21 protein-coding genes and 3 tRNA genes are annotated in these 26,296 nt (G+C 70.1%); 14 read left to right on the forward strand and 10 right to left on the reverse strand.

Annotated elements, in window-relative coordinates:
• Positions 1-29 precede the first annotated feature (29 nt).
• Positions 30-548, forward strand: coding sequence for a DUF2087 domain-containing protein (locus tag ACFY3V_RS11620; RefSeq protein ID WP_362897086.1), 519 nt, complete (start codon positions 30-32; stop codon positions 546-548).
• Here ACFY3V_RS11620 and ACFY3V_RS11625 read toward each other — a convergent pair.
• Positions 515-1,477 carry a YafY family protein gene (locus ACFY3V_RS11625; RefSeq protein WP_362897087.1) on the reverse strand — a complete coding sequence of 321 codons (963 nt, stop codon included), beginning with the start codon at positions 1,475-1,477 and terminating at the stop codon, positions 515-517. The two genes, ACFY3V_RS11620 and ACFY3V_RS11625, sit on opposite strands and share 34 nt — an antisense overlap.
• Before the next feature lie 63 nt (positions 1,478-1,540).
• Here ACFY3V_RS11625 and ACFY3V_RS11630 point away from each other — a divergent pair, with 63 nt between their 5' ends.
• Positions 1,541-3,793, forward strand: coding sequence for an ATP-binding cassette domain-containing protein (locus tag ACFY3V_RS11630; protein WP_389772461.1), 2,253 nt, complete (start codon positions 1,541-1,543; stop codon positions 3,791-3,793).
• 92 nt (positions 3,794-3,885) lie between these two features.
• Here the strand turns inward: ACFY3V_RS11630 and ACFY3V_RS11635 are convergent, their stop codons facing one another.
• Entirely contained in the window at positions 3,886-4,950 is a 1,065-nt protein-coding gene (locus ACFY3V_RS11635; RefSeq protein ID WP_362897089.1) for a sulfite oxidase, read from the reverse strand.
• Between the two features lie 259 nt (positions 4,951-5,209).
• A complete protein-coding gene (gene dusB, locus ACFY3V_RS11640; RefSeq protein ID WP_350943796.1) occupies positions 5,210-6,331 on the reverse strand; it encodes a tRNA dihydrouridine synthase DusB in 1,122 nt (373 codons plus the stop codon).
• 90 nt (positions 6,332-6,421) lie between these two features.
• On the opposite strand from dusB, the gene ACFY3V_RS11645 reads away from it, so the two are divergent.
• The 4 genes from ACFY3V_RS11645 to ACFY3V_RS11660 all read left to right on the forward strand — a co-directional run bounded on the left by ACFY3V_RS11645 (position 6,422) and on the right by ACFY3V_RS11660 (position 7,538).
• The gene (locus ACFY3V_RS11645) at positions 6,422-7,084 is read left to right on the forward strand and encodes an amino acid-binding protein (RefSeq protein ID WP_362897091.1); all 663 of its coding nucleotides are present in this window, start codon (positions 6,422-6,424) and stop codon (positions 7,082-7,084) included.
• Positions 7,085-7,279: 195 nt separating this feature from the next.
• A tRNA-Gly gene (locus ACFY3V_RS11650) sits at positions 7,280-7,351 on the forward strand.
• Between the two features lie 25 nt (positions 7,352-7,376).
• Positions 7,377-7,447: transfer RNA gene (locus ACFY3V_RS11655), tRNA-Cys, on the forward strand.
• Between the two features lie 16 nt (positions 7,448-7,463).
• Positions 7,464-7,538: transfer RNA gene (locus ACFY3V_RS11660), tRNA-Val, on the forward strand.
• A 108-nt stretch (positions 7,539-7,646) separates the two neighbouring features.
• Here ACFY3V_RS11660 and ACFY3V_RS11665 read toward each other — a convergent pair.
• The gene (locus ACFY3V_RS11665; protein WP_389772466.1) at positions 7,647-8,543 is read right to left on the reverse strand and encodes an SAM-dependent methyltransferase; all 897 of its coding nucleotides are present in this window, start codon (positions 8,541-8,543) and stop codon (positions 7,647-7,649) included.
• Positions 8,544-8,759: 216 nt separating this feature from the next.
• A complete protein-coding gene (locus ACFY3V_RS11670; protein WP_362897093.1) occupies positions 8,760-9,272 on the reverse strand; it encodes a hypothetical protein in 513 nt (170 codons plus the stop codon).
• 384 nt (positions 9,273-9,656) lie between these two features.
• On the opposite strand from ACFY3V_RS11670, the gene ACFY3V_RS11675 reads away from it, so the two are divergent.
• The 5 genes from ACFY3V_RS11675 to ACFY3V_RS11695 all read left to right on the forward strand — a co-directional run bounded on the left by ACFY3V_RS11675 (position 9,657) and on the right by ACFY3V_RS11695 (position 16,370).
• The gene (locus ACFY3V_RS11675) at positions 9,657-11,330 is read left to right on the forward strand and encodes a metallophosphoesterase (RefSeq protein WP_389772469.1); all 1,674 of its coding nucleotides are present in this window, start codon (positions 9,657-9,659) and stop codon (positions 11,328-11,330) included.
• Between the two features lie 78 nt (positions 11,331-11,408).
• Positions 11,409-12,083 carry a hypothetical protein gene (locus ACFY3V_RS11680; RefSeq protein WP_389772472.1) on the forward strand — a complete coding sequence of 225 codons (675 nt, stop codon included), beginning with the start codon at positions 11,409-11,411 and terminating at the stop codon, positions 12,081-12,083.
• Positions 12,080-12,883 carry a nickel/cobalt transporter gene (locus ACFY3V_RS11685; protein ID WP_389772475.1) on the forward strand — a complete coding sequence of 268 codons (804 nt, stop codon included), beginning with the start codon at positions 12,080-12,082 and terminating at the stop codon, positions 12,881-12,883. Before ACFY3V_RS11680 ends, ACFY3V_RS11685 begins: the two co-directional genes overlap by 4 nt.
• A gap of 408 nt (positions 12,884-13,291) precedes the next feature.
• Positions 13,292-14,470: a Cmx/CmrA family chloramphenicol efflux MFS transporter gene (locus ACFY3V_RS11690; protein WP_389772478.1), complete on the forward strand. Its 1,179-nt coding sequence runs from the start codon at positions 13,292-13,294 to the stop codon at positions 14,468-14,470.
• A 259-nt stretch (positions 14,471-14,729) separates the two neighbouring features.
• Positions 14,730-16,370 (forward strand): DUF885 domain-containing protein, encoded by a 1,641-nt coding sequence (locus ACFY3V_RS11695; RefSeq protein WP_389772481.1) that lies wholly within the window; start codon positions 14,730-14,732, stop codon positions 16,368-16,370.
• 305 nt (positions 16,371-16,675) lie between these two features.
• Here ACFY3V_RS11695 and ACFY3V_RS11700 read toward each other — a convergent pair whose 3' ends face one another.
• Positions 16,676-19,828, reverse strand: a complete 3,153-nt coding sequence (locus ACFY3V_RS11700; RefSeq protein ID WP_362897098.1) for a BTAD domain-containing putative transcriptional regulator — start codon at positions 19,826-19,828, stop codon at positions 16,676-16,678.
• Between the two features lie 358 nt (positions 19,829-20,186).
• Positions 20,187-20,336 carry a hypothetical protein gene (locus ACFY3V_RS11705; protein ID WP_350943812.1) on the reverse strand — a complete coding sequence of 50 codons (150 nt, stop codon included), beginning with the start codon at positions 20,334-20,336 and terminating at the stop codon, positions 20,187-20,189.
• Between the two features lie 252 nt (positions 20,337-20,588).
• On the opposite strand from ACFY3V_RS11705, the gene ACFY3V_RS11710 reads away from it, so the two are divergent.
• The 3 genes from ACFY3V_RS11710 to ACFY3V_RS11720 are packed head-to-tail and all read left to right on the forward strand — an operon-like array spanning position 20,589 to position 22,470.
• The gene (locus tag ACFY3V_RS11710; RefSeq protein ID WP_389772486.1) at positions 20,589-20,927 is read left to right on the forward strand and encodes a hydroxyisourate hydrolase; all 339 of its coding nucleotides are present in this window, start codon (positions 20,589-20,591) and stop codon (positions 20,925-20,927) included.
• 41 nt (positions 20,928-20,968) lie between these two features.
• A complete protein-coding gene (locus ACFY3V_RS11715) occupies positions 20,969-21,808 on the forward strand; it encodes a BTAD domain-containing putative transcriptional regulator (RefSeq protein ID WP_362897099.1) in 840 nt (279 codons plus the stop codon).
• Complete coding sequence (locus tag ACFY3V_RS11720; RefSeq protein ID WP_389772489.1) at positions 21,805-22,470, forward strand: hypothetical protein; 666 nt, start codon at positions 21,805-21,807, stop codon at positions 22,468-22,470. The genes ACFY3V_RS11715 and ACFY3V_RS11720 overlap by 4 nt, the downstream gene beginning before the upstream one ends.
• Before the next feature lie 226 nt (positions 22,471-22,696).
• On the opposite strand, the gene ACFY3V_RS11725 is transcribed toward ACFY3V_RS11720, so the two are convergent.
• The 3 genes from ACFY3V_RS11725 to ACFY3V_RS11735 are packed head-to-tail and all read right to left on the reverse strand — an operon-like array spanning position 22,697 to position 26,296.
• Positions 22,697-23,743: an FAD-dependent oxidoreductase gene (locus tag ACFY3V_RS11725; protein ID WP_350943818.1), complete on the reverse strand. Its 1,047-nt coding sequence runs from the start codon at positions 23,741-23,743 to the stop codon at positions 22,697-22,699.
• 13 nt (positions 23,744-23,756) lie between these two features.
• On the reverse strand, positions 23,757-25,061 hold the full coding sequence (locus ACFY3V_RS11730) for an MFS transporter (protein ID WP_362897101.1): 1,305 nt from the start codon (positions 25,059-25,061) through the stop codon (positions 23,757-23,759).
• Positions 25,058-26,296, reverse strand: a complete 1,239-nt coding sequence (locus ACFY3V_RS11735; RefSeq protein ID WP_350943820.1) for an ATP-grasp domain-containing protein — start codon at positions 26,294-26,296, stop codon at positions 25,058-25,060. The genes ACFY3V_RS11730 and ACFY3V_RS11735 overlap by 4 nt, the downstream gene beginning before the upstream one ends.

Consider the following 26,296-nt stretch of genomic DNA (forward strand, 5'->3'; position numbering starts at 1 on the left):
TATCAGACGGGACCGAGAAGAATGACCGGATGAGCGACGAAGCGATCAGGCAGGTGCTGGGCCTGCTGTACCAGGAAGACACGTTGAAGGTGCTGGCCGCCCTGGTGCTGGGCGGCAAGCCGGAAGAGGAGTCCGGACTCGACAGGGAGGCGGTCAGGCGCGCGCTGGACCGCCTGGAACGCGGCGGGCTGGCCGTACGGGGAGAGGACGGCGAGTGGGAGGTACGGCGCGAGCGCTTCCGTGAGCTGCTGCACGCCACGGCGAGACCCGCCACCCCGGCCTCCCCGGAGGAGAGGGTCCTGCAGTCCTTCCTCGTCGAGGGACGACTGCGGGCGATCCCCACCAAGCGCGACAAGCAACTGGTCGTGCTCGACTACGTGGTCCAGGTCTTCGAGCCGGGCGTCCGCTACCCGGAGAAGGAGGTCAACGTCGCGCTGCGCGCCTTCCACGACGACTACGCGGCCCTGCGCCGCTACCTGGTCGACGAGGGCATGCTCAGCAGGGAGAGCAACGTCTACTGGCGCAGCGGCGGCTCCGTCGAGGCCTGAAGGCGGGCGGCCAGCGTCCGGATGTGGTCGATCAGCTCCGGCGGCTCCCGTACGGTGAAGTCCAGGCCGAGCTGCCCGACGGTGAGCGCCAGCCACTCCAGCGAGTCGCCGCCGGTGCGCAGCAGGCAGCTGTGCTCGTCCAGTTCCTCCAGCACCCAGCCGGGTCCGGAGAAGCGCTCGGCGACCACGGCCGCCGGTGCGTGCACGACGACCACCGCCCGGTGGCGGCTGATGGGGGCGACGATCGACTCCTCGACATAGCCGGGGGGCGGCTCGCGCGGCGGGAAGCGCACGCCGGTGCCCAGCGGTGAGGTGAGCCGGTCCACCCGGTAGGTCCGCCAGTCCTGTCTGCCGATGTCCCACGCCACGAGATACCAGCGCCGCCCGGTGGAGGCGAGCCGGTACGGGTCGGCGATCCGGCCGCCCTGCTGCCCGTCGCGGCGGCGGTAGCCGAAGCGGATCCGCTCCCGGTCCCGGCAGGTCCTGGCCAGCAGCGCGAGGGTGTCCGCCTCCACCGTGGGCACCGCCCAGATCGGCGCGACCGGATGCGTCTGCGTCTGCAACGTGTGCACGCGCAGGCGCAGCCGGGAGGGCAGGACCTGTTCCAGCTTGGCCAGGGCGCGGGCCGAGGTCTCCCCGATCCCGGCGACCGTGCCGCTCGCCGCCGTACGCAGGCCCACCGCGATCGCGACGGCCTCCTCGTCGTCGAGAAGCAGCGGCGGCATGGCGGTGCCCGCCTCCAGCCGGTATCCCCCCGCGGGACCGGTGGTCGCGTGCACCGGATAGCCCAGCTCGCGCAGGCGGTCGATGTCGCGTCTGAGCGTGCGTGGGCTGACCTCCAGCCGCTCGGCCAGTTCGGGGCCCGGCCACTCCCGGTGCGCCTGCAGCAGCGATAGCAGTCTCAGCACCCGTCCCGTGGTGTCCGCCATGTCGTTCACGATGCCACCGATCGCGGCCAGGATCTGACCTAAACCGTGGATAGCGTGCCGGAAATGAGCCACATCGAGATAACCGGAGCCCGGGAGAACAACCTCAAGAACGTCTCCTTGAGGATCCCCAAGAAGCAGATCACGGTCTTCACCGGCGTCTCGGGGTCGGGCAAGTCCTCCATCGTCTTCGACACGATCGCCGCTGAGTCGCAGCGCCAGCTCAACGAGACCTTCACCTCCTTCGCCCGCAACCGCCTGCCCCACCACGGCCAACCGGACGCCGACGCCATCGGCAACCTCTCGGCCGCCGTCGTCGTCGGCCAGCGGCGACTGGGCGGCAACTCCCGCTCCACCGTCGGCACCGTCACCGACATCCACCCGCTGCTGAGGCTGCTCTACTCGCGCGCCGGCACGCCGTTCACCGGTTACTCCAACGCGTTCTCCTTCAACGACCCGGCCGGGATGTGCCCGGAGTGCGAAGGCGTGGGCCGGAAGATCGCCCTGGACGTGGACCTCGCCTTCGACCGGACGAAGTCGCTCAACGAGGGAGCGATCCTGCTGCCGGGCTTCCGGGCCGGCAACTGGCAGTGGAAGATCTACGCCCACTCGGGACTGTTCGACAACGACAGGCCGCTGGCGGACTACACCGAGGGCGAGTGGGACATGCTGCTGCACGGGAGCGAGGCCGACGTCACCTTCGAGGAGCAGGGCGGTACGGCCCCGCAGAGATACGAGGGCGTGGTCGAGAGGTTCGACCGGCTCCATGTCAGGCGGGACGTCGAGGGCAGGGCGAGCCGGGACGCGATGGCGGCGTTCACCTCGGTGCGCCCCTGCCCGCTGTGCGCGGGGGCGAGGCTCAACCAGGCCGCGCTCGCCTGCAGGATCGGCGGGCGCAACATCGCCGAACTGGCCGCGATGGAGGTCCGGCGCCTGGTCGGCGTGATCGCGGAGATCGACGCCCCGGTCGCGGCGACGATGGTCCCGGCGATCCTGAAGCGGCTGCGGCACCTGGTCACCATCGGCCTGGGCTACCTCAGCCTGGACCGGCCGACGCCCACCCTCTCCGGCGGGGAGTCGCAACGGATCAAGATGGTCAAGCACCTGGGCAGCAGCCTGACCGACATGACGTACATCTTCGACGAGCCGACCATCGGACTGCACCCGCGCGACGTGACGCGCATGAACGAGTTGCTGCGCGAACTGCGGGACAAGGGCAACACCGTACTCGTCGTCGAGCACGACCGCGACGTGATCGATGTCGCCGACCACGTGGTGGACGTCGGGCCACGCGCCGGGACGCACGGCGGTGAGATCGTCTACCAGGGCGGCGTCGAGGGCCTGCGGCGCGCCCGCACCCTCACCGGACGGCATCTGCGCCGCAATCCGCCGCTCAAGGCGTCGTTCAGGGAGCCGACCGGCGCGCTCACCGTCACCGGGGCCACCGCGCGCAACCTCAAAGACGTCACGGTGTCCTTTCCCACCGGGGTGCTCACCGTGGTCACCGGGGTCGCGGGATCGGGCAAGAGCACCCTGGTCAACGAGGTGTTCCTCGCCGAGCACCCGAAGGCGGTGGTGATCGACCAGGCCGCGGTCGGCACCTCGATCCGCTCCAACCCGGCCACCTACACCGGGCTGATGGACGAGATCCGCGGGCTCTTCGCCGCCGCGGGCGGAGTCAGCCCCGCGCTGTTCAGCTTCAACTCCAAAGGCGCCTGCCCCGAATGCCAGGGGCTCGGGGTCATCCACACCGACCTGGCGTTCATGGACGCGATCACATCCGTGTGCGAGGTGTGCCGGGGACGGCGGTTCCGGCCCGAGATCCTGAGGCACACGCTGCGCGGCAGGTCCGTCTCCGACGTGCTGGAGATGACGATCGGCGAGGCCGCGGAGTTCTTCACCGAGCCGAGACCGCTGCGCGTCCTGGAGACGCTGAACGAGGTGGGCCTGGGCTACCTCAGGCTCGGTCAGCCGCTCAGCAGCCTGTCAGGGGGCGAGTGCCAGCGGATCAAGCTGGCGGGGGAACTCCACAAGAAGGGCAGCGTCTACGTGATGGACGAGCCGACGACCGGGCTGCACATGTCGGACGTCGAGCACCTGATCAAAATCATGGACAGCCTGGTGGACGGCGGCAACACGGTCATCGTCATCGAGCACAACCTCGACGTGATCAAGAAGGCGGACTGGGTCGTCGACCTCGGCCCCGACGGCGGCGACCAGGGCGGCACCGTGATCTTCGAGGGCACGCCGTCCCGCCTCCTCGACGAGCCCGGCTCCTTCACCGCCGAACACCTCCGCCGCGACCTGGCCCGCCCTTGACACGTGCCGCCCGATCGCCCCGGGCCGATCATCGGCCGCGTTCGCCCACGGCGACGCGGCGCGTGCGGCCCGACACATCCCCGTGTGTCCCCTCAGGGAGCGCAGGTGACGCGGACGCGGGACCAGGAGGTGTTGGCGTACCCCTTGGGATTCCACACGTGCCGGGGCGATTCCGGCTGGGTGGCACCGGCACTGTCCCACGCGCGGGCGACGATCACGGTCTCGCCCTCCCCCAGTTCGGCGACGGCGTGCCAGTGCCGCCACGCCCAGGGGCCCACCTGCTCCCCGAGGTCCGCCTGCGTCCAGGTCTCGCCCCCGTCGAGGGAGACGTCGACGCGGGCGACGGTACGGCCGTCCCCCGCGTAGGCGTAGCCGGTGATCCGGGTGAGGCCCGGCCGCGTGCGGGCGCCGTCGCCGGGGCTCAGGATCGCGGTGTTGAGGACGACGGGCCCCAGGGAGATACCGTCACCGGGCCCCGCCTTCGCGGGATCGGCCCCGGAGGGCAGCAGGCGATAGGCGACGGCCTGGAAGTAGTTGTCGGAGGGCTCCTCCCGCGCGGTGACACGCTGGAGCCACTTGACGCTGCGGGCGCCGATCCAGCCCGGGACCACGACGCGGAGCGGGGCGCCGTGGGCCCTGGGCAGCGGCCGGTCGTTCATGGCCCAGGCCAGCAGGACGTCTCCGCCGATGGCCTTGGACACCGGGATGGAGGCACCGTAGGGCTGGGCGGGATCGGCGAGTTCGGAGACGTCGGGGGCGGCGAAGGCGATGTGCGCGGCCCTGGGAAGCAGCCCGGCGCGGGCGAGGACCTCGGCCAGGCCGACACCGCTCCAGCGCGCGGTCGAGGTGGCTCCTGGCCCCCACGGATCCTCACCGGGAATGTCGCGGACCTCGACCAGATCGGCACGGCGGTTGCCCGCGCACTGCAGGGTCGCCACCAGCGTGACCTCGGAGAACTCGGAACGCAGCTCCTCCAGCGACAGCGTCAGCGGGCGCTCGACCAGACCGTCCACGGTGAGACGCCAGGAGGTCGGATCCAGGTCGGGGACGGGGCCGTGGTTGCGGCTGTAGAAGGTGTCGAGCGGGGTGAGGATGTGATCGGCGAGGGCGCCCGGCGGCGCCTCGGCGTTGTACGGCTCGCTGCCGTGGACCACCATGTCATCTCTTTTGCCCCACACGTTCACACGACTCGGAGTACCCGGGAACGAGGGCGTGACACGGCTCGCGGCCCAAGCGGAATCTCCCGGTGCCGTCCGAGCGCCGCCCCGACGCCTCCGAGCACGGCCCCGTGACGACCGGAGTTCCGCCCCGGCCCCCGGTGTGACGGGCCGCGCCGACACCGAGGGCCACCGAGGACCGCGCAGGACCGCAGAGGACCGCAGATGACTCTGTCGGAGACCCGGCTCGCCGTCGGCGTCAGCCGCCCGAGGTGTCGCTCTCGGCGTCGGCGCTGGGAACCGCGAGATCATAGGGGTCGTCCAGCCACCCGGCGGGCAGCTGGACGCGGTCGCGCGGGTTGGTCTTGCCCCGGGGGGTGTCCACGCCGTCGGGCCACGGCTGGGCGGCGTCGAGTTCGGCGAGCCCCTCGCGCAGGTCCGACAGGCTCTCCGAGGTGGCCAGGCGGCGGCGGAGGGCGGCACCGACGGTGAAGCCCTTGAGATACCAGCCGACGTGCTTGCGGAAGTCGACCACCGCGTGCCGCTCGCTCTCGAAGCAGTCGACCATCAGGGTCGCGTGCCGGTCCATCGTCGCGGCGACCTCGCCCAGCAGGGGCCTGCGCCGCTCCTCCCCGCCCTCGCACATGGTCGCCAGGTCCGCGAACAGCCACGGGCGGCCCAGGCAGCCCCGGCCCACGACGACGCCGTCACAGCCGGTCTCGTCCATCATGCGGCGCGCGTCGGCGGCGCTCCAGATGTCGCCGTTTCCGAGCACGGGGATCTCCGTCACGCTCTCCTTGAGCCGCGCGATCGCCTCCCAGTCGGCGGTGCCGCCGTAGTGCTGGATCGCGGTGCGGCCGTGCAGCGCGATCGCGGAGACGCCCTCCTCGACGGCGATCCGCCCGGCGTCCAGGTAGGTCAGATGGTCGTCGTCGATGCCCTTGCGCATCTTCACGGTCACCGGCAGCGTCCCCGCGTTGCCCACGGCCTCGCGCAGAATCGACCGGAACAGGTTCCGCTTGTACGGCAGCGCGGAGCCGCCACCCTTGCGGGTCACCTTGGGCACCGGGCAGCCGAAGTTGAGGTCGACGTGATCGGCGAGGTCCTCCTGCACGATCATGCGGACGGCCCTGCCGACGGTCACCGGGTCGATCCCGTACAGCTGGAGGCTGCGGGGGCTCTCCTCGGGCTCGAACCGGATCATCTTCAAGGTCTTGGGGTTGCGTTCCACCAGCGCCCGCGTCGTGATCATCTCGCAGACGAACAATCCGCCGCCCTGCTCCCGGCACAGGGTGCGGAAGGGCGCGTTGGTGATCCCTGCCATCGGGGCGAGGACGACCGGCGGCCACACCTCCAGTGATCCCAGCTTCAACGACTCCACCTGGCTTTTCTACCGCACCGCGACGAGCGGGACGAATCGTCGCTGGGTATTGTGTCCATGCGTGGACCAACGTGACATGGGAGGCCGCGGATGCTGCTGCGACTGCGGATCGCGCTGCCCGACCAGCCGGGCTCGCTGGGGAAGGTGACCCGTGTCCTCGGTGTCGCGGGCGCCGACATCACCCAGGTGGTCGTCCTCGAACGGGGCGAGGGCCAGGCGCTGGACGACATCACCGTCTACTGGCCCGACTCAGCCCCCAGGGAAAGCCTGGTCGAAGGGCTGGAGAGCGTTCCGGGAGTGAGGATCGAGGGCATCTGGGGCACGCGCGAGGCGCCGGGGACCTATCCGGAGCTGGAGATCCTCAAATACATCACCACCGCGGGCGACCGCGCCCTCGCCACCCTGATCGACTCCATGCCCGTGCTGTTCAGCGCCGACTGGGCGGCCGCGGCGACCGAGAAGAGCCCGCGCACGGTCGTCCACTCCAGCTGGCGCGCCCCCGAGCAGGTGCCCTTCCCCGACGACACCCCCGCCCGTCCGAGGGCCTTCACCCTCGACTCCGGCCTGCATGTGATCGCCGCCCCGCTGCCCCCGCTCGCCCTCACCTTCCTGCTGGCCCGCGCCGACGGTCCCGCCTTCCACCGCATCGAGGTGCACCGTCTCACCCGCATCCTGGAGATCTTCCTCACCCTGCCCGCCGTGGAGCGCGTGGTCACGCGCCAGCTGCGCCGCCCGGCCGAGCAGGACGGCTGAACGAGGGGGCTGAACGCCCACCTGGCCGGATGCCCGGCCTGGATCCGCACCGTGTGGGAGTCCACGGACGGGTGCCGGCCGGCGGATTCGCGCGACGGCCACGGGGCCGGCGGCTGAACGCGCGGTTACACAACCGCCGGGAAAACCCGCTAGAGTTCTCTCGTCGCCACCGGGTACGAAACCCGGAGGAAACACGCGGAAGTGGCTCAGTGGTAGAGCATCACCTTGCCAAGGTGAGGGTCGCGGGTTCGAATCCCGTCTTCCGCTCGAAGGGTCTTCGGGCTCTCACTCCGGTGGAGTGGCCGAGAGGCGAGGCAACGGCCTGCAAAGCCGTCTACACGGGTTCAAATCCCGTCTCCACCTCTGGTCCTTCCCATGCGGACGATTAGCTCAGCGGGAGAGCGCTTCCCTGACACGGAAGAGGTCACAGGTTCAATCCCTGTATCGTCCACCATCGCCCATGACATCTATGGGCCGATCACGGCAAACGGCCGCCAAAGTCCCAGCTCGGGAGCCTTGGCGGCCTTCTGGCTTCTCGGGCCGACATCCGGTGTTCCGGCCCTCACATCGACTTCTCGGCGACGACGATGACGTAGTCCAAGCCGGCGAACTTCTGCCGCATACGCGTGTCGTCGGCCAGCTCGCGATGCAACCAGCGGCGGTAGACCCAGGTGACCTTCTGCTGAAATGCCTGGTCGTCCAGCTTCCGTTCCGCCCATTTGCACCACGGTTCGTAAACGTGGTCACGGATGGAGGTCAACTGGACATGGGCGAATCCGGCGGCCCGGAGGCGGGCGACATACTCATTGCCGTCGTACAGGTTTTCTTCGGGGACCGAAGTGGAGAAAAGCTCTCGGCGGCCGCCGTTGTCGACGTTCAACGGCACGACATCCGCCGTCGCGAGCACCCCGCCCGGTCGAAGGATGTGGTGAGCCTGGCGGAAGAATTCGTCCCTGGTCCGGAAATGCAGGGCCGACTCCAGGGCGACCACCCGGTCGAAGCTGCCGGGCTCGAACGTCATCGCGGTCGCCGACCCCTCCTGGAAGATCAGCCGATTATCCAGACCACGGGCGCGGGCCTTCTCCTGAGCGATCCGCACATGCGTCGGCGTCACGTTCAATCCGACGATCTTCGCTGGATTGTGCCGCTCCAACCACATGAAGTCCTGGTCGCCGTATCCGAACCCGGCATCGAGAATGCGATCGCCCTCCCGAAAGCCCGCGGCGTCCCCCAGCTTCTCCGCCAGCGCCTCGCACGCGTCGTCGAGCGTGTCGGGCCCATCACGCCAGTAGCCGAAATTGAGGTACGAACTGTGCTCGTTCAGCGCGGTCCAGGTGCTCGGCGGAAAGATCTCGTAGGCACGTTTGGCACGGGTCTCCGGCGACGCCATGCTGAGCCTGATGCTTCGGCTAACGGCGAGCACGTCATGCCAGAGTGAGATCCGCTGCGGGGTGGTCATGGGGGACCTCCTGGGTGTGCTCATGCTTCAGGTACGACAGGGCGACAGCCTTGATACTGGGTACACCGGCGCTAAGGATTTCCACAGATATCGAGTTGTCCCGCACATCGGTGGGCTGATTTACCGACCTTTATCCGGCAGTGCGGCTTTATCCGGCGGTGCGGCGAGGCCAGGAAGTTCGCAGTGCGCCGGGGAGCCTCACGGACGCCCCCTCGGTCACCAACTCGCCATGGGGAGCGCCGAGCCGTCCATCGGCCCCTGCGGGCTGTAGACCACGCACATGACGTCGCGGTCGCCGCCCGCCCAGGTCTTCCTGGTCGGCATGACCGGGTAGAAGTCCAGACCCGAGGCCGACGCGCCGCTCCAGTTGCCGTCGAACCCCCGCCTGCAACTCTCCCTGGCGAACACGGTCAGCGCGGCCGGATCCCATTCACCGTCGGGGGCGTGCACGAAGCCGTACGACTGGTTGGCCGCCCGCTCCTTGCAGGGCGTGTAGAGGACGACGACCTCGCCCGCCTCCGGGGAGTAGGCCGGGTCGGTGAAACACTCCCCCGCCTCGATGTGCAGAAGCCCGCCGGTCTCCGCGGTGACGAAGGTCTCGTCCTTGATCGTCGGTCCCGCCGAACCCGCCGTGGACGACGGCAGGAAGAGCACGCCGAGCACCACGAGGCCGGGGAGCAATGTCCGGCGGGCTGACCGCCGGTCACCCGCCTGCCGAGGGCCGATCATCGAACACCTCTCGTTCGGGAACGTCGGTCTCGCCCGCTCCCGGGGAAACGGGGCACGACGCCGCGTACCGGACCCGTCGAAACCCGGGCGAGGCCACCTGCCGTGTGACGCGGGTCGTGAAGCGGGCGCACGCGTTCCGCCTCCAGCCGAGCCCGCTCGCCCGAGGTTAGGGGTGTTCCAGCGAACGCGAGGGCAACGGAAGGCGTCGAGCGCACGACCTTCTGACGACATCAATGGGGTTTTTGGGGCTAGAGATACATAAGAGGAGGTGTTCATCCTGATGTAACCCCCTATATGAGCTTTTGTCCTTCTTTTTTGGATCAATACCGACGTCCACCGCACTCCCTCGGTGGAATGCGATCCCTCCCTGGAGAAGAGCTCATGATGGGCGAAGCCAAACTGCCCCGATCCGCCGGATCCCGGCGTACCAGGCTGACGGCGGTGAGCGCGGGCGTGCTGATCGCCGGCGGCCTCGCGTTCAGCCCGGTGGCGTTCGGCGCGGCCGCGCCGCCGAAGTACCCCGCCGCCGATATCCACAAGCCCTCCCCCATGCCCGACCGGGTCATCCTCACCCCGACCACCACGCCGGCGGCCAGCCAGAAGGTCACCTGGCGGGCCGTGACCGACGCCGAGTCGGCTCAGGCCCAGATCCTCGAGGCCCCGCGCGCGCTCGGCGACGTCGCGCCGTCCGCGGGCGCGGTCGCCACCGTCAAGGCGCTCAGCACCACCCCGGTCAACACCACGCTGGGGTATGCCTCCGTCTACCACACCGTCGAGTTCACCGGCCTGAAGCCGAACACCCGCTACAGCTACCGGGTCGGCGACGGCACCAACTGGAACGAGTGGAGCGACTTCACCACCGCGGCGGCCGACCTCCAGCCGTTCTCGTTCATCTACTACGGCGACGCGCAGAACTACATCGACTCCGCGGTGCCGCGCGTCTTCCGCCAGGCGTTCGCCGACCGCCCGCAGGCGAAGGTGATCGTCAACGCCGGTGACCTCATCGACAACGCGAACAACGAGGAGCAGTGGGGCCAGTGGTACAAGGCCGCCGGCTTCATCGACAGCCAGGTCAACAACATCTCGATCCCCGGAAACCACGAGTACAGCGGCGGCCTGTCCACCTTCTGGCGTCCGCAGTTCCCCTATCCGGACAACGGACCGGGTAACCCGGAGCTGAAGCAGACCGCCTACACCGTCGACTACCAGGGCGTGCGCTTCATCGGCCTGGACACCAACGTGCAGAGCAACGCCACCCTGATGGCCGCGCAGACCACCTGGCTGGAGGGGCTGCTCAAGGACAACCCGAACAAGTGGACCGTGGTGACCTTCCACCACCCCGTCTACTCCACCACCGGCACCCGCAACAACCCCGCCGTACGCGGCCAGTGGGGCCCGCTGTTCGAGAAGTACGGCGTGGACCTGGTCCTCCAGGGCCACGACCACTCCTACGGCCGAGGCAACGTGGCGACCGCCCGCAAGTCCGTCACCGTCAACAACGGTGTCGCCTACGTCGTGTCCGTCTCCGGCGGCAAGATGTACGCGCTCAACAACGGCGAGAACTGGACCGGCAACGGCGCCGAGGTCGTCAGCAAGAGCCAGAACACCCAGCTCTACCAGCTGATCGACATCGAGGCCGACAAGATCACGTTCGAGGCCCGTTACGCCAACGGCGAGCACCACGACGGCTTCGTCGTCCGGAAGAACGCCAAGGGCGAGCGCACCGTCAACGAGGTCCGCACCGCGGAGAACACCGTCGGTGAGCAGGTCGTCGTCGACAAGACCGCCGTCGAGCACCGCGGCGAGCTCACGATCTCCGCGTACGGCTACGACCCCGCCGAGCAGGTGTCCGTCGTCATGAGGAAGGCGGGCGACGACGAGCGTGGAAAGGGGAAGGACACCGTCCCCGTCGGCACGCGGGAGGCCGATGAGCTGGGCCGTCTCACCTACACCTTCAAGGTGCCGAGCAGCCTGAAGAAGGACGAGTCCTACGTGGTCCACCTGGACAGCGCGAACCAGAAGATCACCAGCCCGGCCGTCACGGTCACCAAGAAGTAGCCCCTCCGAGGGACGGGGCCGCCGCCACGGCGGCCCCGTCCCTCGGACGTACCGGAGCCCCGTCGGACAGGAAACGCATTGAAAATCCACGCCCGTACGCTGGCGGGCGCGCTGCTCGTCGGCGCCCTGGTCGGCTGGGCCGCCCCAGCCTCCGCCCATCCCTTCGGACCGCCGTCCACCGCACGGATCGGGGCCGACGGCTCACAGGTGACCATCTCGTGGCTCCCCGCCGAGGATGACTGGGTCGCGCTCGGCCAGTCGCTCGGCGCGTTCGAGGACCCCTCCACCGGCACGGTCTCGACGGAGCTGACCGGTGAGCAGAAACTGGAGCGCTCAACGGCCCTCCGCGACTACCTGCTGGAGAAGATCACCGTCGCCCAGGCAGGCCGGCCGTGCCGGAGCCGGCTGGAGGAACTGCGGGCGCTGCTCGTCGACGGCGCCCGGTTCGTCTTCGACTGCCGGAGTCCGGTGACCGAGGTGGAGGTGACCGTCGCCGCCCTCACCGATCTCAACACGGCGTACCGGACGGTGCTCATCGCGGACACGCCCGCCACCCCCGAACGGATCCTCTTCACCGAGGCGGCCGGCACCCAGCGCCTGAGCTTCTCCAGCACGGCGGCGGCCGGCACGTCCTGGCAGACGACGGGTGTCGCCGTCGGCGCCGCGGTGCTGCTGGCCGGATCGGGCGCGTTCACCATGCTGCGGACCCGGCGCAGGACGGGCACGACAAGTACGACAGGTAGGCGACCATGACGGAGCTCAGCGGCTTCGAGAGCCGGTTCATCTCGCTCTTCGACAACAGGGGCGTCTTCTGGGCGGTCCTCGCCGTCGCCCTCGTCGCCGGAGCGATGCACGCGGTCGCCCCCGGGCACGGCAAGAGCGTCACCGCGGCCTACCTGGTCGGCACCCGGGGCACCTACCGTGACGCGCTGCGCCTGGGAGTCATCGTCGCCCTGATGCACACCTTCTCGGTGCTGGTGCTGGCGTTCGCCTGGGTGGGGCTGAGCAGCGCCGCGAGTTTCGGCACGAAGAGCGTCACCGCCTGGATGCAGGTGCTGGCCGGCGTGATCACGATCTGCGTCGGCATCCACCTGACCTACCGCCACCTGCGAGGGCGTCGGCTTCGGGCGCAGGCCCAGCACGGCCACGGGCACGGGCACGGGCACGGGCACGGGCATGGGCATGGGCACGGCCACGGGCATCAGTTCGAGGACGGGCCGGATCCCTGGTCGCGGCGTGGCCTCGTCGCCCTCGCCCTCTCCGGTGGGCTGCTGCCCTCGCCGTCGGCGTTCGTCGTCCTGATGAGCGGGCTGCTCACCGGCCGGGCCTTCGACGCCGTCACCCTCGTCGCCGCCTTCGGCGTGGGGATGGCCCTCACCCTGACCGGCGTGGGCATCGTGACGATCCGCGGCCTCACCCTGCTGACCCACGGAACCCACCGGTGGTCACTCGCCTCCACGGCGATGGCCTGGGCTCCGGCCGCCGCCGGCCTCGCGGTCTCCTCCGCCGGAGGCCTCTACCTCGTCGCGGCCCTCGGCACCATCACCGGCTGACAGCCCGGCCGCCCATCAGGGTGCCCTCGGAACCGGACCGCGGCGAAAAAGATCGTTCTTGATGAGCTCGCGGCCGAACGGCTGGACATGACGCGTCCGGCGTTGCTAACTTGCGCCTATGTCCAGCCCCGAGGCATCCAGACGCTAGCCACCGGTCATCCGGTGGCCGGCCACCGTCGTCGCGTCGAGGCTTCGCGGCCAATGAGGCCGCGCTCACTGCCGTCCGCGACCACTGCCACCGGATCGCCATAGCGCAGGCTGTGCTCGACCTGGACCGAGCGTCACCTCCGTGACGTCGGCAGGGTCTCCCGCGCGATGGCCGCACCCCGATCGGACGGTTCCTCTCTCCGACGCCGGCGCGGCCCATCGCCTCCTTATCGATCCACAGTGTGGTCGCGGAGTTTTGTCATGCCATTCGTTGTTCACCTGCTCGGACTGGCGGTCTTCGCCCAGGCCACGTCCGAGTTCATGCTGTCCGGCCTCGTGCCGGGCATCGCACGGGACCTGCACGTGTCCATCCCCGCCGCGGGATTTCTGACCTCGGCGTTCGCGGTGGGGATGGTCGTCGGCGCGCCGCTGATGGCGATCCTGAGCCTGCGCCGGTCGCGACGTCGCTCACTCCTCACCTTCCTCGTCACCTTCCTGCTCGTCCATGTCCTGGGCGCGGTCACCACCAGCTACGGGGTACTGCTGGTATCCCGGGTCGTCGGGGCGCTGGCGTGCGCCGGGTTCCTCGCGGTGGCCCTGGCGACCGCGATGAGCCTGGTCGCGCCGAACGCCAAAGGACGCGCCACCTCCATCCTGCTCGGTGGGGTCACCGTCGCCTGTGTCGTGGGCGTTCCCAGCGGCGCGTTGCTGGGTCAGCTGTGGGGGTGGCGCTCGGCGTTCTGGGCGGTGGCCATCCTGTCGGTGCCGGCCATCGTCGCGATCCTGCGGTCGGTACCGGCCGACGGCCCCGAATCCGACCACACGAGCGCGCGCGACGAACTGCGCTCGCTGCGCGATCGGCGGCTTGTGGTGATCCTGCTGCTGGGATGCCTCGTGAACGGCGCGACGTTCTGCTCGTTCACCTACCTCGCGCCGCTGGTCACCACCGTCACCGGAATCGAATCCGCATGGGTGCCCGCCATGCTGGCCCTCTTCGGGCTGGGGTCGTTTCTCGGTGTCACCGTCGGTGGCCGGATGGCCGACGTACGACCCGTCGCGCTCCTGGTGAGCGGCGGGGTGGCCCTGCTCGTCGGCTGGACGGTGTTCGCGGTGGCCGCCGGGAGTCCGGTGGCGACGACGGTGCTCGTCTTCGTCCAGGGAACCCTCTCGTTCGCCGTCGGGTCGACGTTGATCTCGCAGGCACTCTACGCGGCGGCCGGGGCACCGGCCCTGGCCGGTGGGTTCGCCACGGCGGCGCTCAACGTGGGCGCCGCGCTCGGTCCCTGGTTCGGCGGGATCTCGATCGGCGCGGGACTCGGTTATCGCTCGCCGCTGTGGGTCAGTGCGCTGCTGGTGGCCCTGGCACTCGCCACCGCCGGTGTCGCCTGGGGGATTCGGCGCGGGGCGGCCGGCTCCCACGAGGAAGTCGTCGCGCCGTAGCCGACCGGGATCGAGGCGGCGCCGGGTCGATCCGATCGTCCGGCGGTACCGGCGGAGGAGCATGAGGGAGCCGCCTCCGTTGCCCGGTCGCCTCCTGCTTGTCCGGCATCGTTGTCCGGTGCCGGACAAGCGGGGCGCGGAGTTCGAAAACGAATCGGGCAACGGAGTACCAGCCGGCCGGAGGGCAGGTTTCCCCAGGTCCTGGGGTCGGATAGCGAAGGAATAGGGGGCCGATGCCAGGCTTTTCTACGTTTCGGACATGAGCACTCCGATCTTCGCGCTTTGCGATGAGTACGTCACCCGCTGGGCGGCACTGGACCCGATCGCGACAGGTGCCGAGGGCATCGTGTCCGACTTCGTAGCCGCCACCGACCACAGCCCCGCCGGTAGCGCCGCCCGGGCCGAGATGATCCGTTCGACCCTGAAGCGCCTCGACGAGCTGGTCCCGACCGGTGAGCCGGACGTCAGGGCGGCCACCCACCTGCGGGAGCGGCTGGAGGCCGAGCTCGCCTGGCACGACACGGGCGAGCCGCTGCGCTGGGTGGCGGCGCCGTACGGGCTGCCCTACCGGGTGCGCTCCAGCGTCGTCCTTCTCCCCCACGGCAACGACGACGAATGGCGTGATGTCTCCGCCCGCCTCGCGGCGATCCCGGGGATGCTCGCCGGATGGCGGGAGAGCCTGGAGACCGGTCTGGCGATGGGGCTGCGGGGTGCCCGCAGGCAGGCGCTGGCCATGGCGGACCAGGCCGACCAGTTCTCCGGCGCCGGCGGGACTCCCCCGGCCCACGACGCCTTCGTCGCCACCTACGGTGAGGGCCCGGTCAAGGAGGAGCTGCTCAGCGCTGCGGCGGCGGCCCACGCCGCGTACGCCGACGCCGGGCGCTACCTGCGCGAGGAGTACGCCCCGAGGGCGGACGAGGCCGACGGGGTGGGCCCCGAGCGCTACGCGGTCGTCGCCAGGATCAGCCTGGGCGCCGACATCGACCTGCGCGAGGCCTACGAGTGGGGCTGGGCCGAGCTGGAGCGCATCGGAGCCGAGACGGCCGCCGAGGTCGAGCGGATCAAGCCCGGGGCGACCATCGAGGAGGCGACCGCGATCCTCAACGAGACCCAGGCCGTCGACTCGCTCGAGGAGTACCAGGCGTGGCTGCAGGAGCGCCACGACCGGGCGATCGAGCAGTTGAACGGCACGCACTTCGACATCCCCGAGCCGCTGCGGCGCATCGTGGCCGAGGTCGACGTGAGCTCCACCTCCGGTGCGGCCTCCTACAACGCGCCCAGCGAGGACCTGTCGCGGCCGGGTCGCACCCTGTGGCCGGTCGGGGGCCGGACCCGCTTCGCCACCTGGAGCGAACTGACCACGATCTTCCACGAGGGCGTGCCCGGCCACCATCTGCAGTTCGGCGCGATGCGCATGGCCGGCGACACCCTGTCCAGGTTCTCCAAGGTCTCCTGGGTGGACGGCCACGGCGAGGGGTGGGGCCTGTACGCCGAGCGGCTGGCCGACGAGCTCGGCTGGTTCACCGACCCCGGCACCCGGCTGGGCATGCTCAACTGGTCGGCGCTGCGTGCCGCCCGGGTCGTTATCGACCTGGGCGTCCACCTCGACCTTCCGCTGCCCGACGGTTCGTCGTGGACCTTCGAGAAGGCCTGCGAGGTGCTGCGTGAGCAGGGCCGCTGCGAGCCGCATCGGGTCGAGGCGGAGGTGGTGCGCTACTTCGGCTGGCCTTCCCAGGCCATCTCCTACAAGCTGGGCGAACGAGCGTGGGTGCAGGCCCGCGAGGAGGCCAAGCTGCGCCTGGGCGACGCCTTCGACCTGCGTGCCTGGCACACCGCCGCGCTGGAGCTGGGGCCTGTCGGCCTGTCCAGTCTCGCGGAGGCTCTGCGCCGCATCTGCTGAGCACCGGCGATCCGGCGCCGATGGTCTCGTGACCGGCCGGCACGACCGGTCACGACCGCCCGGAGAGGTCCCTTCCGGACCTCTCCGGCGGTTCGTCGCTCACGTCTTCGGAGTGCGACGGACCGCTCCCGCTCCGGACCGTTCGGCTCAGGGCACCGACATCCCTTCGCTTTCGACCCGGTCGAGTTCACGACATTTCGCCCCGGTCGGGTTCAGGACAACGGTGCCCTCGCCCCGGGGCGCTCAGGAACTCGGAGCCCTCGGCCGTACGGTGCCCAGGATCTCGGGATTCGACCGTACGGGGCTCAGGACGCCGGGACCTTCCGTGCCCGGCCGGGCAGGCGTGCATGACCGGGCGAAGGAAGGTTCTCCAGCTGGGCGCGCACCCTGGCGGCGATCGCGGGGGGCATCGTGTCCGCCAGTTCGAGCGCCTCCTCGGAGACGCTCCGCGCCGCCTCCTCCTCGTCGACGGCGAGGTACGCCGCGGTGAGCATGACCAGGACGCGCACCTGGTGGAGCGGCGCGTCGATCTTGTGGAACAGGCCGAGGGCCTGGTGGAAGCGGCCGATCGCCTGTTCGGTCTGGTCGTCGGCGAGCGCCAGCTCACCGAGCCCGAGCACGACCCTCGCCTCGGCGAGTCTCTCCCCCGCGGTGCCCGCCACCTCCAGGGCGTTCTGGAGAGTGGTCTCGGCCTCCTGGAGGTCCCCCTGGCGCAGCTTCGTGATGCCCAGGCCGTGCAGGGCGTAGGCCTCGCCGGTCGGGTCGCCGATGTTGCGCACGGTCGTGAGCGCCTGCTCGAAGACCTCCGCCGCCGACGCGAACTCCTCCAGCCTGAGGTAGGTCTCGCCCAGCCGGTGCAGGACCTGTGCCTCCACCCTGCGGCTGCCACCGATCCTGCTGAGTTCCAGCGCCTCGCCCAGCAGACGTCTGGCCTCTTCGAGTTCGTCGCAGTCGAGCCTGATCTGGGCCATGCTGTGCAGCACGTAGGCGGAGGCGACCTGGTCGCCGGTGCCGCGGAAGATGCCCAGCGCGCGATCGTAGCGTTCCACCGCGTCGTCGAGCTGGCCGCTCATCCGGTCCAGGAAGGCGATGTTGCGGATGACGAGGGCAACCCCCAGGTCGTCCCCGGCCTCCTCGAACAGCTTGGCCGCGGACTCGAAGTCGCGCCGCGCGTCCCCGAAGCGCTGCTCGGCGATGTAGAGCGACCCTATTGAGTAGAGCATCGCCGCCTGCCCCCGGCGGTCCCCGGCCTGCCGGGTGGCCGCCAGCGCTATCTGGTGGGTCTCCCGCCAGTCGTCGAAGTAGATTCTCGACTCGAACAGGGTGACCGCGCTGATCGCGAGGTCCCAGCACAGCTCGACGAACCCGGCCTGCGCCGCCTGCCGGATGCCCGAGACCAGCGTCAGCCGCTCGCGCTCGTACCAGGGCAGCGGGGCCATGACCAGCTTCTCGACCAGCCGTCCCGGCAGCGGCCAGCGTGGTGCGTCGCTGTGGACCTGCACGTAGTCTCCGCCGTACTCTCGGCGGTGCGCCTCACCGGTCAGGAAGAGCAGGCCGCCGAGCACTCTCTGCAGCGCGGCGTTGCGGTCGGCGATCGCCTCCTCGCCGGCGAGACGCTCGCGGGCGAACACGTGGATCAGGTCGTGGAAGCGGTACTGGCTCTGCACGCCGTACCCGGCGTCGGTCGTCTCGACCAGCTGGGCGTCGGCCAGGTCGTCGAGCAGGTCCTGCGCGTCGGAGGGATGGCAGTCGAGCAGCGCGGCGGCGACCCAGCCGGAGAAGTGCCGGGACTCCAGGATGGCGAGGCGCCTGAACAGGCGGCGTGCGTCCTCGCTCACGCTCTCGTACGTCAGCGAGATGCTCGCCCTGATGCCCAGGTCGCCGTGTTTGAGCTCGTCGAGCCTGCGGGTCTCGTCCTCCAGTCGTCCCACGAGCTGGTCGATCGTCCAGTGCGGCCGGGCGGCGAGCCGCGCGCCCGCGATGCGCAGCGCCAGCGGCAGGTGGCCGCAGAGGTCCGCCAGCTCGGCCGCCGACTCCCGCTCCGCCTGCACCCGCTCGATGCCCGCGATTCTGGAGAGCATGTCCACCGACTGCCTGGAGTCGAAGAGCCCGACGTCGAGGTGGGCCGCGCCCGGCAGGCCCGCGAGCCGGCTGCGGCTGGTGATGATCACCGCGGCCTCGGGGTTGCCGGGCAGCAGGGGCAGCACCTGGCTCTCGCTTCTGGCGTCGTCCAGGACGATCAACATCTTGCGCCCGGCGAGCAGCGCGCGGTACATCTCCGCCCGTTCGTCCACCCCGTCCGGGATCGCGTTGCCCGGCACGCCCAGCGCGCGGAGGAAGCGTTCGAGCACCTGCCCGGAACCGATCGGATGGGACTCCCCTCCGTGCAGGTCGGCGAAGAGCTGGCCGTCCTCGTAGCGTCCGGCGACGCTGTGCGAGACGTGCACCGCGATCGTGGACTTGCCGATGCCCGGTTTGCCGACGACGGCGATGACGGGGACGGCGAGCCGCTGGCGGTCCTCCGCGGCGAACGTGAGCTGGCGGCGGATGGCCTCGACCAGCTTGATCCGGCCGGTGAAGTCGGCGATGTCGGTGGGAAGCAGACGGGGAACCGTCCGGCGGGCGGCCGGCACCTCCTGCGTCTCCGGGTGGCGCTGGGAGGATTGCTGTTGTTGCTGTTGTTGCTGCTGCTGTTGCTGCCGTCCCGGCGCGTCGATGCTCTCGTCGGAGGTGAGGATGGAGTACTCGAGCTGCTGGAGGCTCTCGTTGGGTTCGATGCCCAGCTCGTCGATCATCGTCTGGCGGGCACGACGATAGACCGTGAGCGCCTCGGCCTGGCGGCCCGAGCGATAGAGCGCGAGCATCAGCAGGCCGCGCAGCCGCTCCCTGAGCGGGTGTTCCTCGACGAGCTCGCTGAGTTCGCCCACCAGCTCGTGGTGCCTGCCCAGTTCCAGTTCGATCTCGACGCAGTCCTCGTTCACCGTGATCCGGCGCTCGCTCAGCCTGCCGACCGCGGCCTGCACGAGCCGGCTCTCCTGGCCGTCGAGGGCGGGCCCTCGCCAGAGGGCGAGGGCGGCCCGATAGTGCCTGACGGCGTCCTCCAGCCGGCGGTCGTCGCGAGCCTGGCGGGCCTGGTTCAGCAGGCCCTCGAAGTTCTGGGAGTCGAGTTCTCCCTCGGCGACTCGCAGCGTGTATCCCTGGGAGTGGGTCGCGATGACGTCGGCTCCGCCATTGGCGGCGAAAAGCCGCCGCAGCGAGGAGATACAGATCTGCACCTGCGCGCGGGAAGTGCTGGGAAGATCCTCACCGTAGATCGCGTCCGTCAGCCGTCCAATGGTGACCATTCGGTTGGCCTCCAGCAGGAGGCAGGAGAGGACGACCTGTTGCCGAGGCGCGCCCAGATCCAGGCGGCGCGCGTCGGCGAGGACCTCCAGGGGGCCGAGGATTCGATACTCCACCGAATCTCCTTGCAGAATCGCGGCCTGACCAGGAATTCTCCGCACGGTTGGTGTAAGGGAGACATCAGGGATCTAACCGCTGCCTTAAAGCAGGCAACAATAGACTCAACCCCCACCTCTCCGCGATCTTCGGACATATAACCCGGCGATCACGGCGAGCAATTTTATATGCATGAAACGTGTTCTGTCCGGGATCATACAACGTCCCTGATGGGAGAACCAGTGGGGTTTGTGAAGGTCTGGCCCAACTTGCGACTAACGTGCGGGTTTGTGACATGAACAAGCGGCCGGGCCCTGGAAGGCTCCGACCGCTCCGGTGAACTCCCACCGCCGGCGACCCGCCGGGTGGGGGTGTGCTTCATCCCCAGGGGGTGTTGCTGGCGAGCACGGTGGTCTTCGCGGCCCCGTCGGCGACCGAGGGGACGACGGCGGCGAGACCGAGGCATCCGAGAACCGCGATGGCGGAGACGATGATCCGGAGGGTGTTGATGCTCGCGAATTCCCGCATTTTCTGTACCTCTTCTTCGTGTCTCGCAGGCCGTTCACTGCTGTCCGCCTGTCTGCTTCAAAACGTAAACAGCCCCCCTATCCACGCCTTATCCGATCTCTTCTGATCCGATATCCGGCGCAAAGATAGGCTCGGGTAGCCGATGGATAGCGGGCCGAAAGCGGACGGATAGCCCTCCCGTGGAGCCTGATAGGGCCGAGGTCGCGCGATACGGGTCACGCGGCCCCGAACCAGAAGATGGGTATCCTCACCATGAGCATCGCCACGCAGGCACTTGACGGCGTCTACGGCCGATCCGCGGCCGGTGTCCGAGCTCGCCTGGAGCGCGCCTCGGGTAACGGCTGGGAGCCGGTATCCGAGGGCGAGACCGACATCAACGGAAATATTAAAGAATGGGTGGACGAATTCATGGAGCGCGGGCTCTATCGTCTCATCCTCGCCACCGACCACTATTTCGCCGGGCTCGGCATGACCACCTCCTACCCGGAGATCACGGTCATGTTCAGAATGCACGACGATCGCATGCCTTATCAGGTCCAGGTCGTGCTGGCTCCACACTCGTACTCGACGTGCTTCGGCGTCCGCGGGTGAGTCCGCGAGCGGCGGAGTCCGTCCTCCCAAGGGAAGCGAACATGCCCGTTCAACAATTGGCGAAAGCCGGCCCCCACAACCCCGGGCAGGACGAGGGCACCCCCTCGGTCATCGCCCGATGCCTGAGCAACTTCCGCCTGGAGGTCGACGGGCAGGCCGTCTCACACTGGCGGGCCGGCAAGTCGCGGGCCCTGTTCCAGTACATGCTGGTCAACCGTGAGCGGTTCGTCCACAGGGACCGGTTGCGCGAGGTGCTGTGGCCGGAGCGGGAGGGCCACCCCTCCAGCTCGCTCAAGGTCGCCGTGCACGGCGTGCGACGGGTGCTCAACGAGTTCGAGGGGAGGGACGGCTTCTCCCTGCTCCACCAGGACCACGGGTACGTGCTGCGGACGAACAGCGCGTGGGTGGACATCGAGGAGTTCCAGCGCGCCTTCGACCGAGGCCGGAGCGCGTGGGTGGCCAAGGACTACGACACCGCGATCGCGTGGTTCCAGCGGACCGCCGACCTGTACGTCGGGGACTTCCTCTCCGGCGAGACCGGCGGCTGGATCAACGAGCAGCGGCAGTGGATGCGCGCGACCGCCCTGCGTGCCCTGACCTCGCTGCGCACCGAGGCTCTGGAGCGTGAGGACTGGCCGGCCGCGATGCACTGGTGCCGCAGGGCCCTCGACGTCGATCCCCACCACGAGACCACCTACCAGACCCTGATGATGATGCACGGCGAGCTCGGCGAGCTCGGCCGCGTCCTGAGCTGGTACGAGGTGTGCCGCCACCGGTTGCGCACCGACCTCGACGTGGAGCCGAGCGAACGCACCGAGCGGCTGCTGGCCACGCTCATGCGCGGCCGGAGCCGGCCGCCCCTGACAGGTCGGCACCGGTGAAGACGCTCTCGACCTCCCTTGACCGGGGGCCCGATCTGGAACGCCTGCGCGCGGCGGTCGGCGAGTTCGCCCGCTACGACGCGGCCGACAGGTCATGGGAACGGCTGCTGCTGGCGACCGGGCCGCGGGTCGACCCCGCGCTCGCGGCCCATCGCCGGGCACTGCTCGCCTGGTTGAACGCGTGGGGGTGCCGGCTGCGCTATCCGCGTGACGGCGAGCCCGATGTCTTCGGCGCGGAGACCGCGGCCTGGTGGGAGCGCTGGAGGGAGCACCTGCCCGGCCAGGACGCCACGCTCGCGACGCTGGGCGACCCGGAGATCGACGTGCTGGGCGGGTGTTACGCGGATCTGTCCGCGATGCGGGCGACTCCGGGGGCCAGACCCCGTTCCCTGGGGCCGACCGCCGCGACCAAGATGCTGCACGCCCTGCGCCCGAGGGCGCTGATGCCCTGGGACGCGGCCATCGCCGAGGCCCTGCACGGGGCGCGTACGGCGGACGCCTACCGTGCGCACCTGCGGATGGGCCGGGAGTGGGCACGGCGTCTGCTCGAGGAGACGGGTCTCGGCGAGCGGGAGCTGGCGGTGGAGCTGGGCCGCCCCGGGCGTCCGCTCGCGAAGATGCTGGACGACTACTGCTATCTCGCGTTCACCGCGGCGACCTGACAGTCCTCGCCGCGACCGGCGAACCCGCCACTCGGCCGCGGAGACGAGCGACCCCACCGGGCTCCTCTGCACCGCGGCGCTCACGACCGGCGACCCCGCCGGATGGCCGCCGAGACAGGCGCCCCCACCGGGCTCCCCCTCACCGCGGCGCTCACGACCGGCGATCCCGCCGGATCCCGTCTTCGGAGCGGCGGGGACGCGACCCGCACGGGCCGCGTCCCCGCGCTCAACGCAGCGACCTGACCAGGCTTCGCGCGGCCGTGCGGCTCGCGGCGAGCACGGTCTTGCCCGCACCGCCGCTCCCTCCGGTGAAGGTGTAGACGCCCTTGGCCAGGGGACGCAGTGACAGCCCTCCCGTGGGGTGGTAGCACTCGACCGCGGTGACGGCCTTGACCGACCCGTCGGCCGGCCGGTATCCGATCCTGGCCTCGGCGACGTCGAGGATCCTGCTGGTGAGCACGGGGTCGGTCGGCACGGTTCCAGGGGTGATGTCCCATCTGTCGGTCGGCAGCCCGAGCAGGACCCGCCCCTCGGCGTAGGACCTGCCGTACAACCCGGACGTCTCGTCGACGAACGCGTTGGGCCCCCTGCCCGAGGTGGGGCCGAGCACGTACTGGATCACCTTGGTGCGCAGCCCCGCGTCCGACAGGCCCGTACGGGCGAGAAGGCTCTGGGTCCACGCCCCGGCGGCCACCACGACGGCGTCGAACCTGGCCGGGCTGCCCTCGGCGGGGCGGACCTCGGCCTCGGCGGTGATGCCCTCCACCTGCCCGTCGGTGACGAAGGCGCCCGACCTGGCGAGCTCCACCAGGAGCCGGTCGCGGAAGGCGTTCGGGGAGAGGTATCCGGCGCGCTTCTCGACGACGGCCACGCTCCCCTCCGGCAGTTCGCGGAACGTGCCGCGGCTGCTGAGCTCCTCACCGCTGACCAGGGAGATCGAGCCTGGCAGGCGGCTGCGTACCAGCTCCACCAGGCCCTCGGTGCCCGGCCCGAGGCCGGGCAGCAGGTACACCGAGCCGGTCTCCCGGTAGGAGGCCCATTCCCGCAGCTCCCGGTTCGAGTGGAGCTCGGCCAGGCTGTCGGCGGCCTCCAGGCACAGGGCGGGGTCGGGCTCGAAAGCCCTGGTCAGGCCCCCGGAGGCGGCGCTGGCGTCGGCCCTCCTGTGCGGTTCTCCGGTGTAGAGGTGGACGGAGCTGCCCCTGACGACCTCGCACAGGCGCCAGGCGAGCATCGCCCCGGCGATCCCACCGCCCACGACGGCGATTCTGATCATGTAACTCCTCCGTTCATGTCGCCGAGGCGGTCGCGGTGCGCGACTCGTCGGCCTTGTTCGGGTCCCGCATGCCGATCAGGCCCGCCACGGTCGCGATCGCGGAGAGCAGGGCGGCCCACAGCCACACCGAGCGCCCCACCTGGAACCACACCAGGGTGCCGATCACCGGCCCGATAGCGGTACCGAGCCCGAAGACGCTCTGCATGGCGCCGATGTAGCGTCCGCGGAGCCGCTCGGGGCCGGCCAGGGCGGGGTAGGCGAACGTGGTGGGTCCGCCGATGATCTCCGAGAGCGTCCAGACCAGGGTGCCGAGCATGAACCAGATCGGGAGCGGGGAGATCGCGTAGATGGCGTAGCCGACCGAGACGAGACCGAGGCCGAGCAGCGCGGTCAGCCGGATCGGCCACTTCTGCACGACCTTCGTCATCGCCAGCTCGCAGGTGATGACGATCAGGCCGTTCAGCGAGACGGCCGCGCCGTACCACCACAGGCTGAGGCCGGCCGCGGAGATGTCCAGCGGGAGGGTGGCCGTGTACTGGCAGTAGACGATGGAGGTGAGCAGCATCGCGAGCAGGTAGACGCTGTAGCGCCAGTCGGCGAAGACCGCGAGGTAGCCGGAACGGCCCTCCGTCGACGCCGCCTTCGCGGCCTCCGCCTCCGCCTGCCTGGCCGCGGCGCGCACGGCCTTCGGCGCGCGCCGGGGCAGCGCGAACATCACGATGCCGCCGAAGATCAGTGCCGCGGCGGCCTCTCCCCAGAAGAGCGCGTTGTAGGAGACCGCGAGCAGCGCGGCGCCGATGAGCGGGGCGGCGGTCATGCCGAGGTTCAGGCCGAGCCGGTACATCGCCGTGATCATCACGACCCGGTGTCTCGGCGTGAGCTCGGTGAGCATCGTCTGGGCCGCGGGCCGGTAGAACTGGCCGACCGTGCTGACCATGAAGACGGCGGCCAGCAGCAGGGCGTAGGTCGGGGCGTAGAGGATGGACACGATCAGCAGGGCCGAGCCGCCCATGCTGATCAGGGTGACCGCCCGGGCGCCGAGCCGGTCGGAGAGCGAGCCTCCGGCCAGCGAACCCACCACCGCGCCGGCACCGTACACGCCCAGCGCGAGCCCCGCCTGGGTGGCGGAGAAGCCCCGGTCGGTCAGGAACAGGACCAGGTAGATCTGGATGAACGCGGCCAGCCTGCTGATGAAGCCGCCGAAAAGGAGTGCCTTGACGGCGCGCGGGGCCTCTCGCAGGGTGACGAACACCCCGTCGTCCTGCTTGCGCGGGGGTGTCCCGGACAGTTCGTTCTCGTTCTCGATAACGGCGGTCATGCGGCTGCCTTCACCTTCAGGTGTGCCTCGGCGGCGTCCAGCGCGGCCCGGCACTCGTCGACGGTCGGGGATAGCGCGGTGGCGTAGGCGATACGCCCCCACAGGGTGCCCTTGGGCGGTGGTGAGACGGTCGCGCCCGCGGCGACCACCGGGATCGCCCGGTCGATCTCCGCGGGCAGGCCGGTCTCGTCGAACTCGATCGACTCGATCGTGGTGTCGTCCTCGGCGACGTAGAAGAAGCGCACGCCGCCGACGAGCTTGCGCTCGGGGGCGATGTCGGGGGTGCGGCCACAGGCCACCGCCGCCGCGGCGAGGCCGGGGTCGATCCCGGTCGTGATCATCCCGAGGTAGGGGATCATGTCCCCGCCCAGGCGCGCGTTCACCTCGATGACGCGCAGTCCCCTGGAGGAGAGCTTGACCTCGGTGTGGGTGAAGCCGTCGGTGAACCCGAGCGCGGTGTGCGTGTCCTGCAGGACGCGGCAGAACTCGGGGTCCTGCAGCAGCTCGTCCTGAGCGTCGACGAAGTGGCCCACCTCCTCGCAGTAGGGCTCGTAGCCGAGGACCTTCCTGCCGAGGAAGAGCGGGGTCACCACACCGTTCTGGACGACGGCGTCGACGCTGACCTCGGGGCCGTCCGCGAACTCCTCGACCAGGACGGGGATCTCGAACGTCGCGCCACCGGGGACCCTCAGGTCGTGGACGAAGGCGAACCGCTCCGCCAGTTCCTCCGGGTCCTCGACCTTGATGACGCCCAGGCTGCCGCCGAGGCCGCGCGGCTTGAGGATGGCCGGGTAGCCGACCGTCTCGGCGGCGCGCAGGGCCTCGTCGAGCGTGGAGACCGCGAGCGACCTGGGCTGCGGGACGCCGAGCGCGTCGAGCGCGACGCGGGTGAGGTGCTTGTCGCGGCAGCGGCGCACCATCTCGGGGTCGCCGCCCGGCAGGCCGAGGGCCTCCGAGACGTGCGAGGCGGCCAGGATCGTCGCCTCGTCCCAGCAGAGCACCCCGTGCACGGGCTCGCGGGCGGCGAGCTCCAGCGCGGCGGCGGCCAGCGCGGGGCCGTCGGCCAGGTCGGCGACGACGGTCCAGCCGGTGACGTACTCCCGCTCCCAACCGGGCTCCGCGGTCACCATGAGGTGGACGCGGTACTCGGTGGCGATGGAGCGCAGCAGGTATTCGCGGTAGTGCCGCATTCCCGTCGCGACCACGAGGAGCAGCGGCCTGGTGTCGGTGATCAT

Origin of the sequence: Streptosporangium sp. NPDC000095 (assembly GCF_042899335.1) — a bacterium.
In the GTDB taxonomy this organism is placed as follows: Bacteria; Actinomycetota; Actinomycetes; order Streptosporangiales; family Streptosporangiaceae; genus Streptosporangium.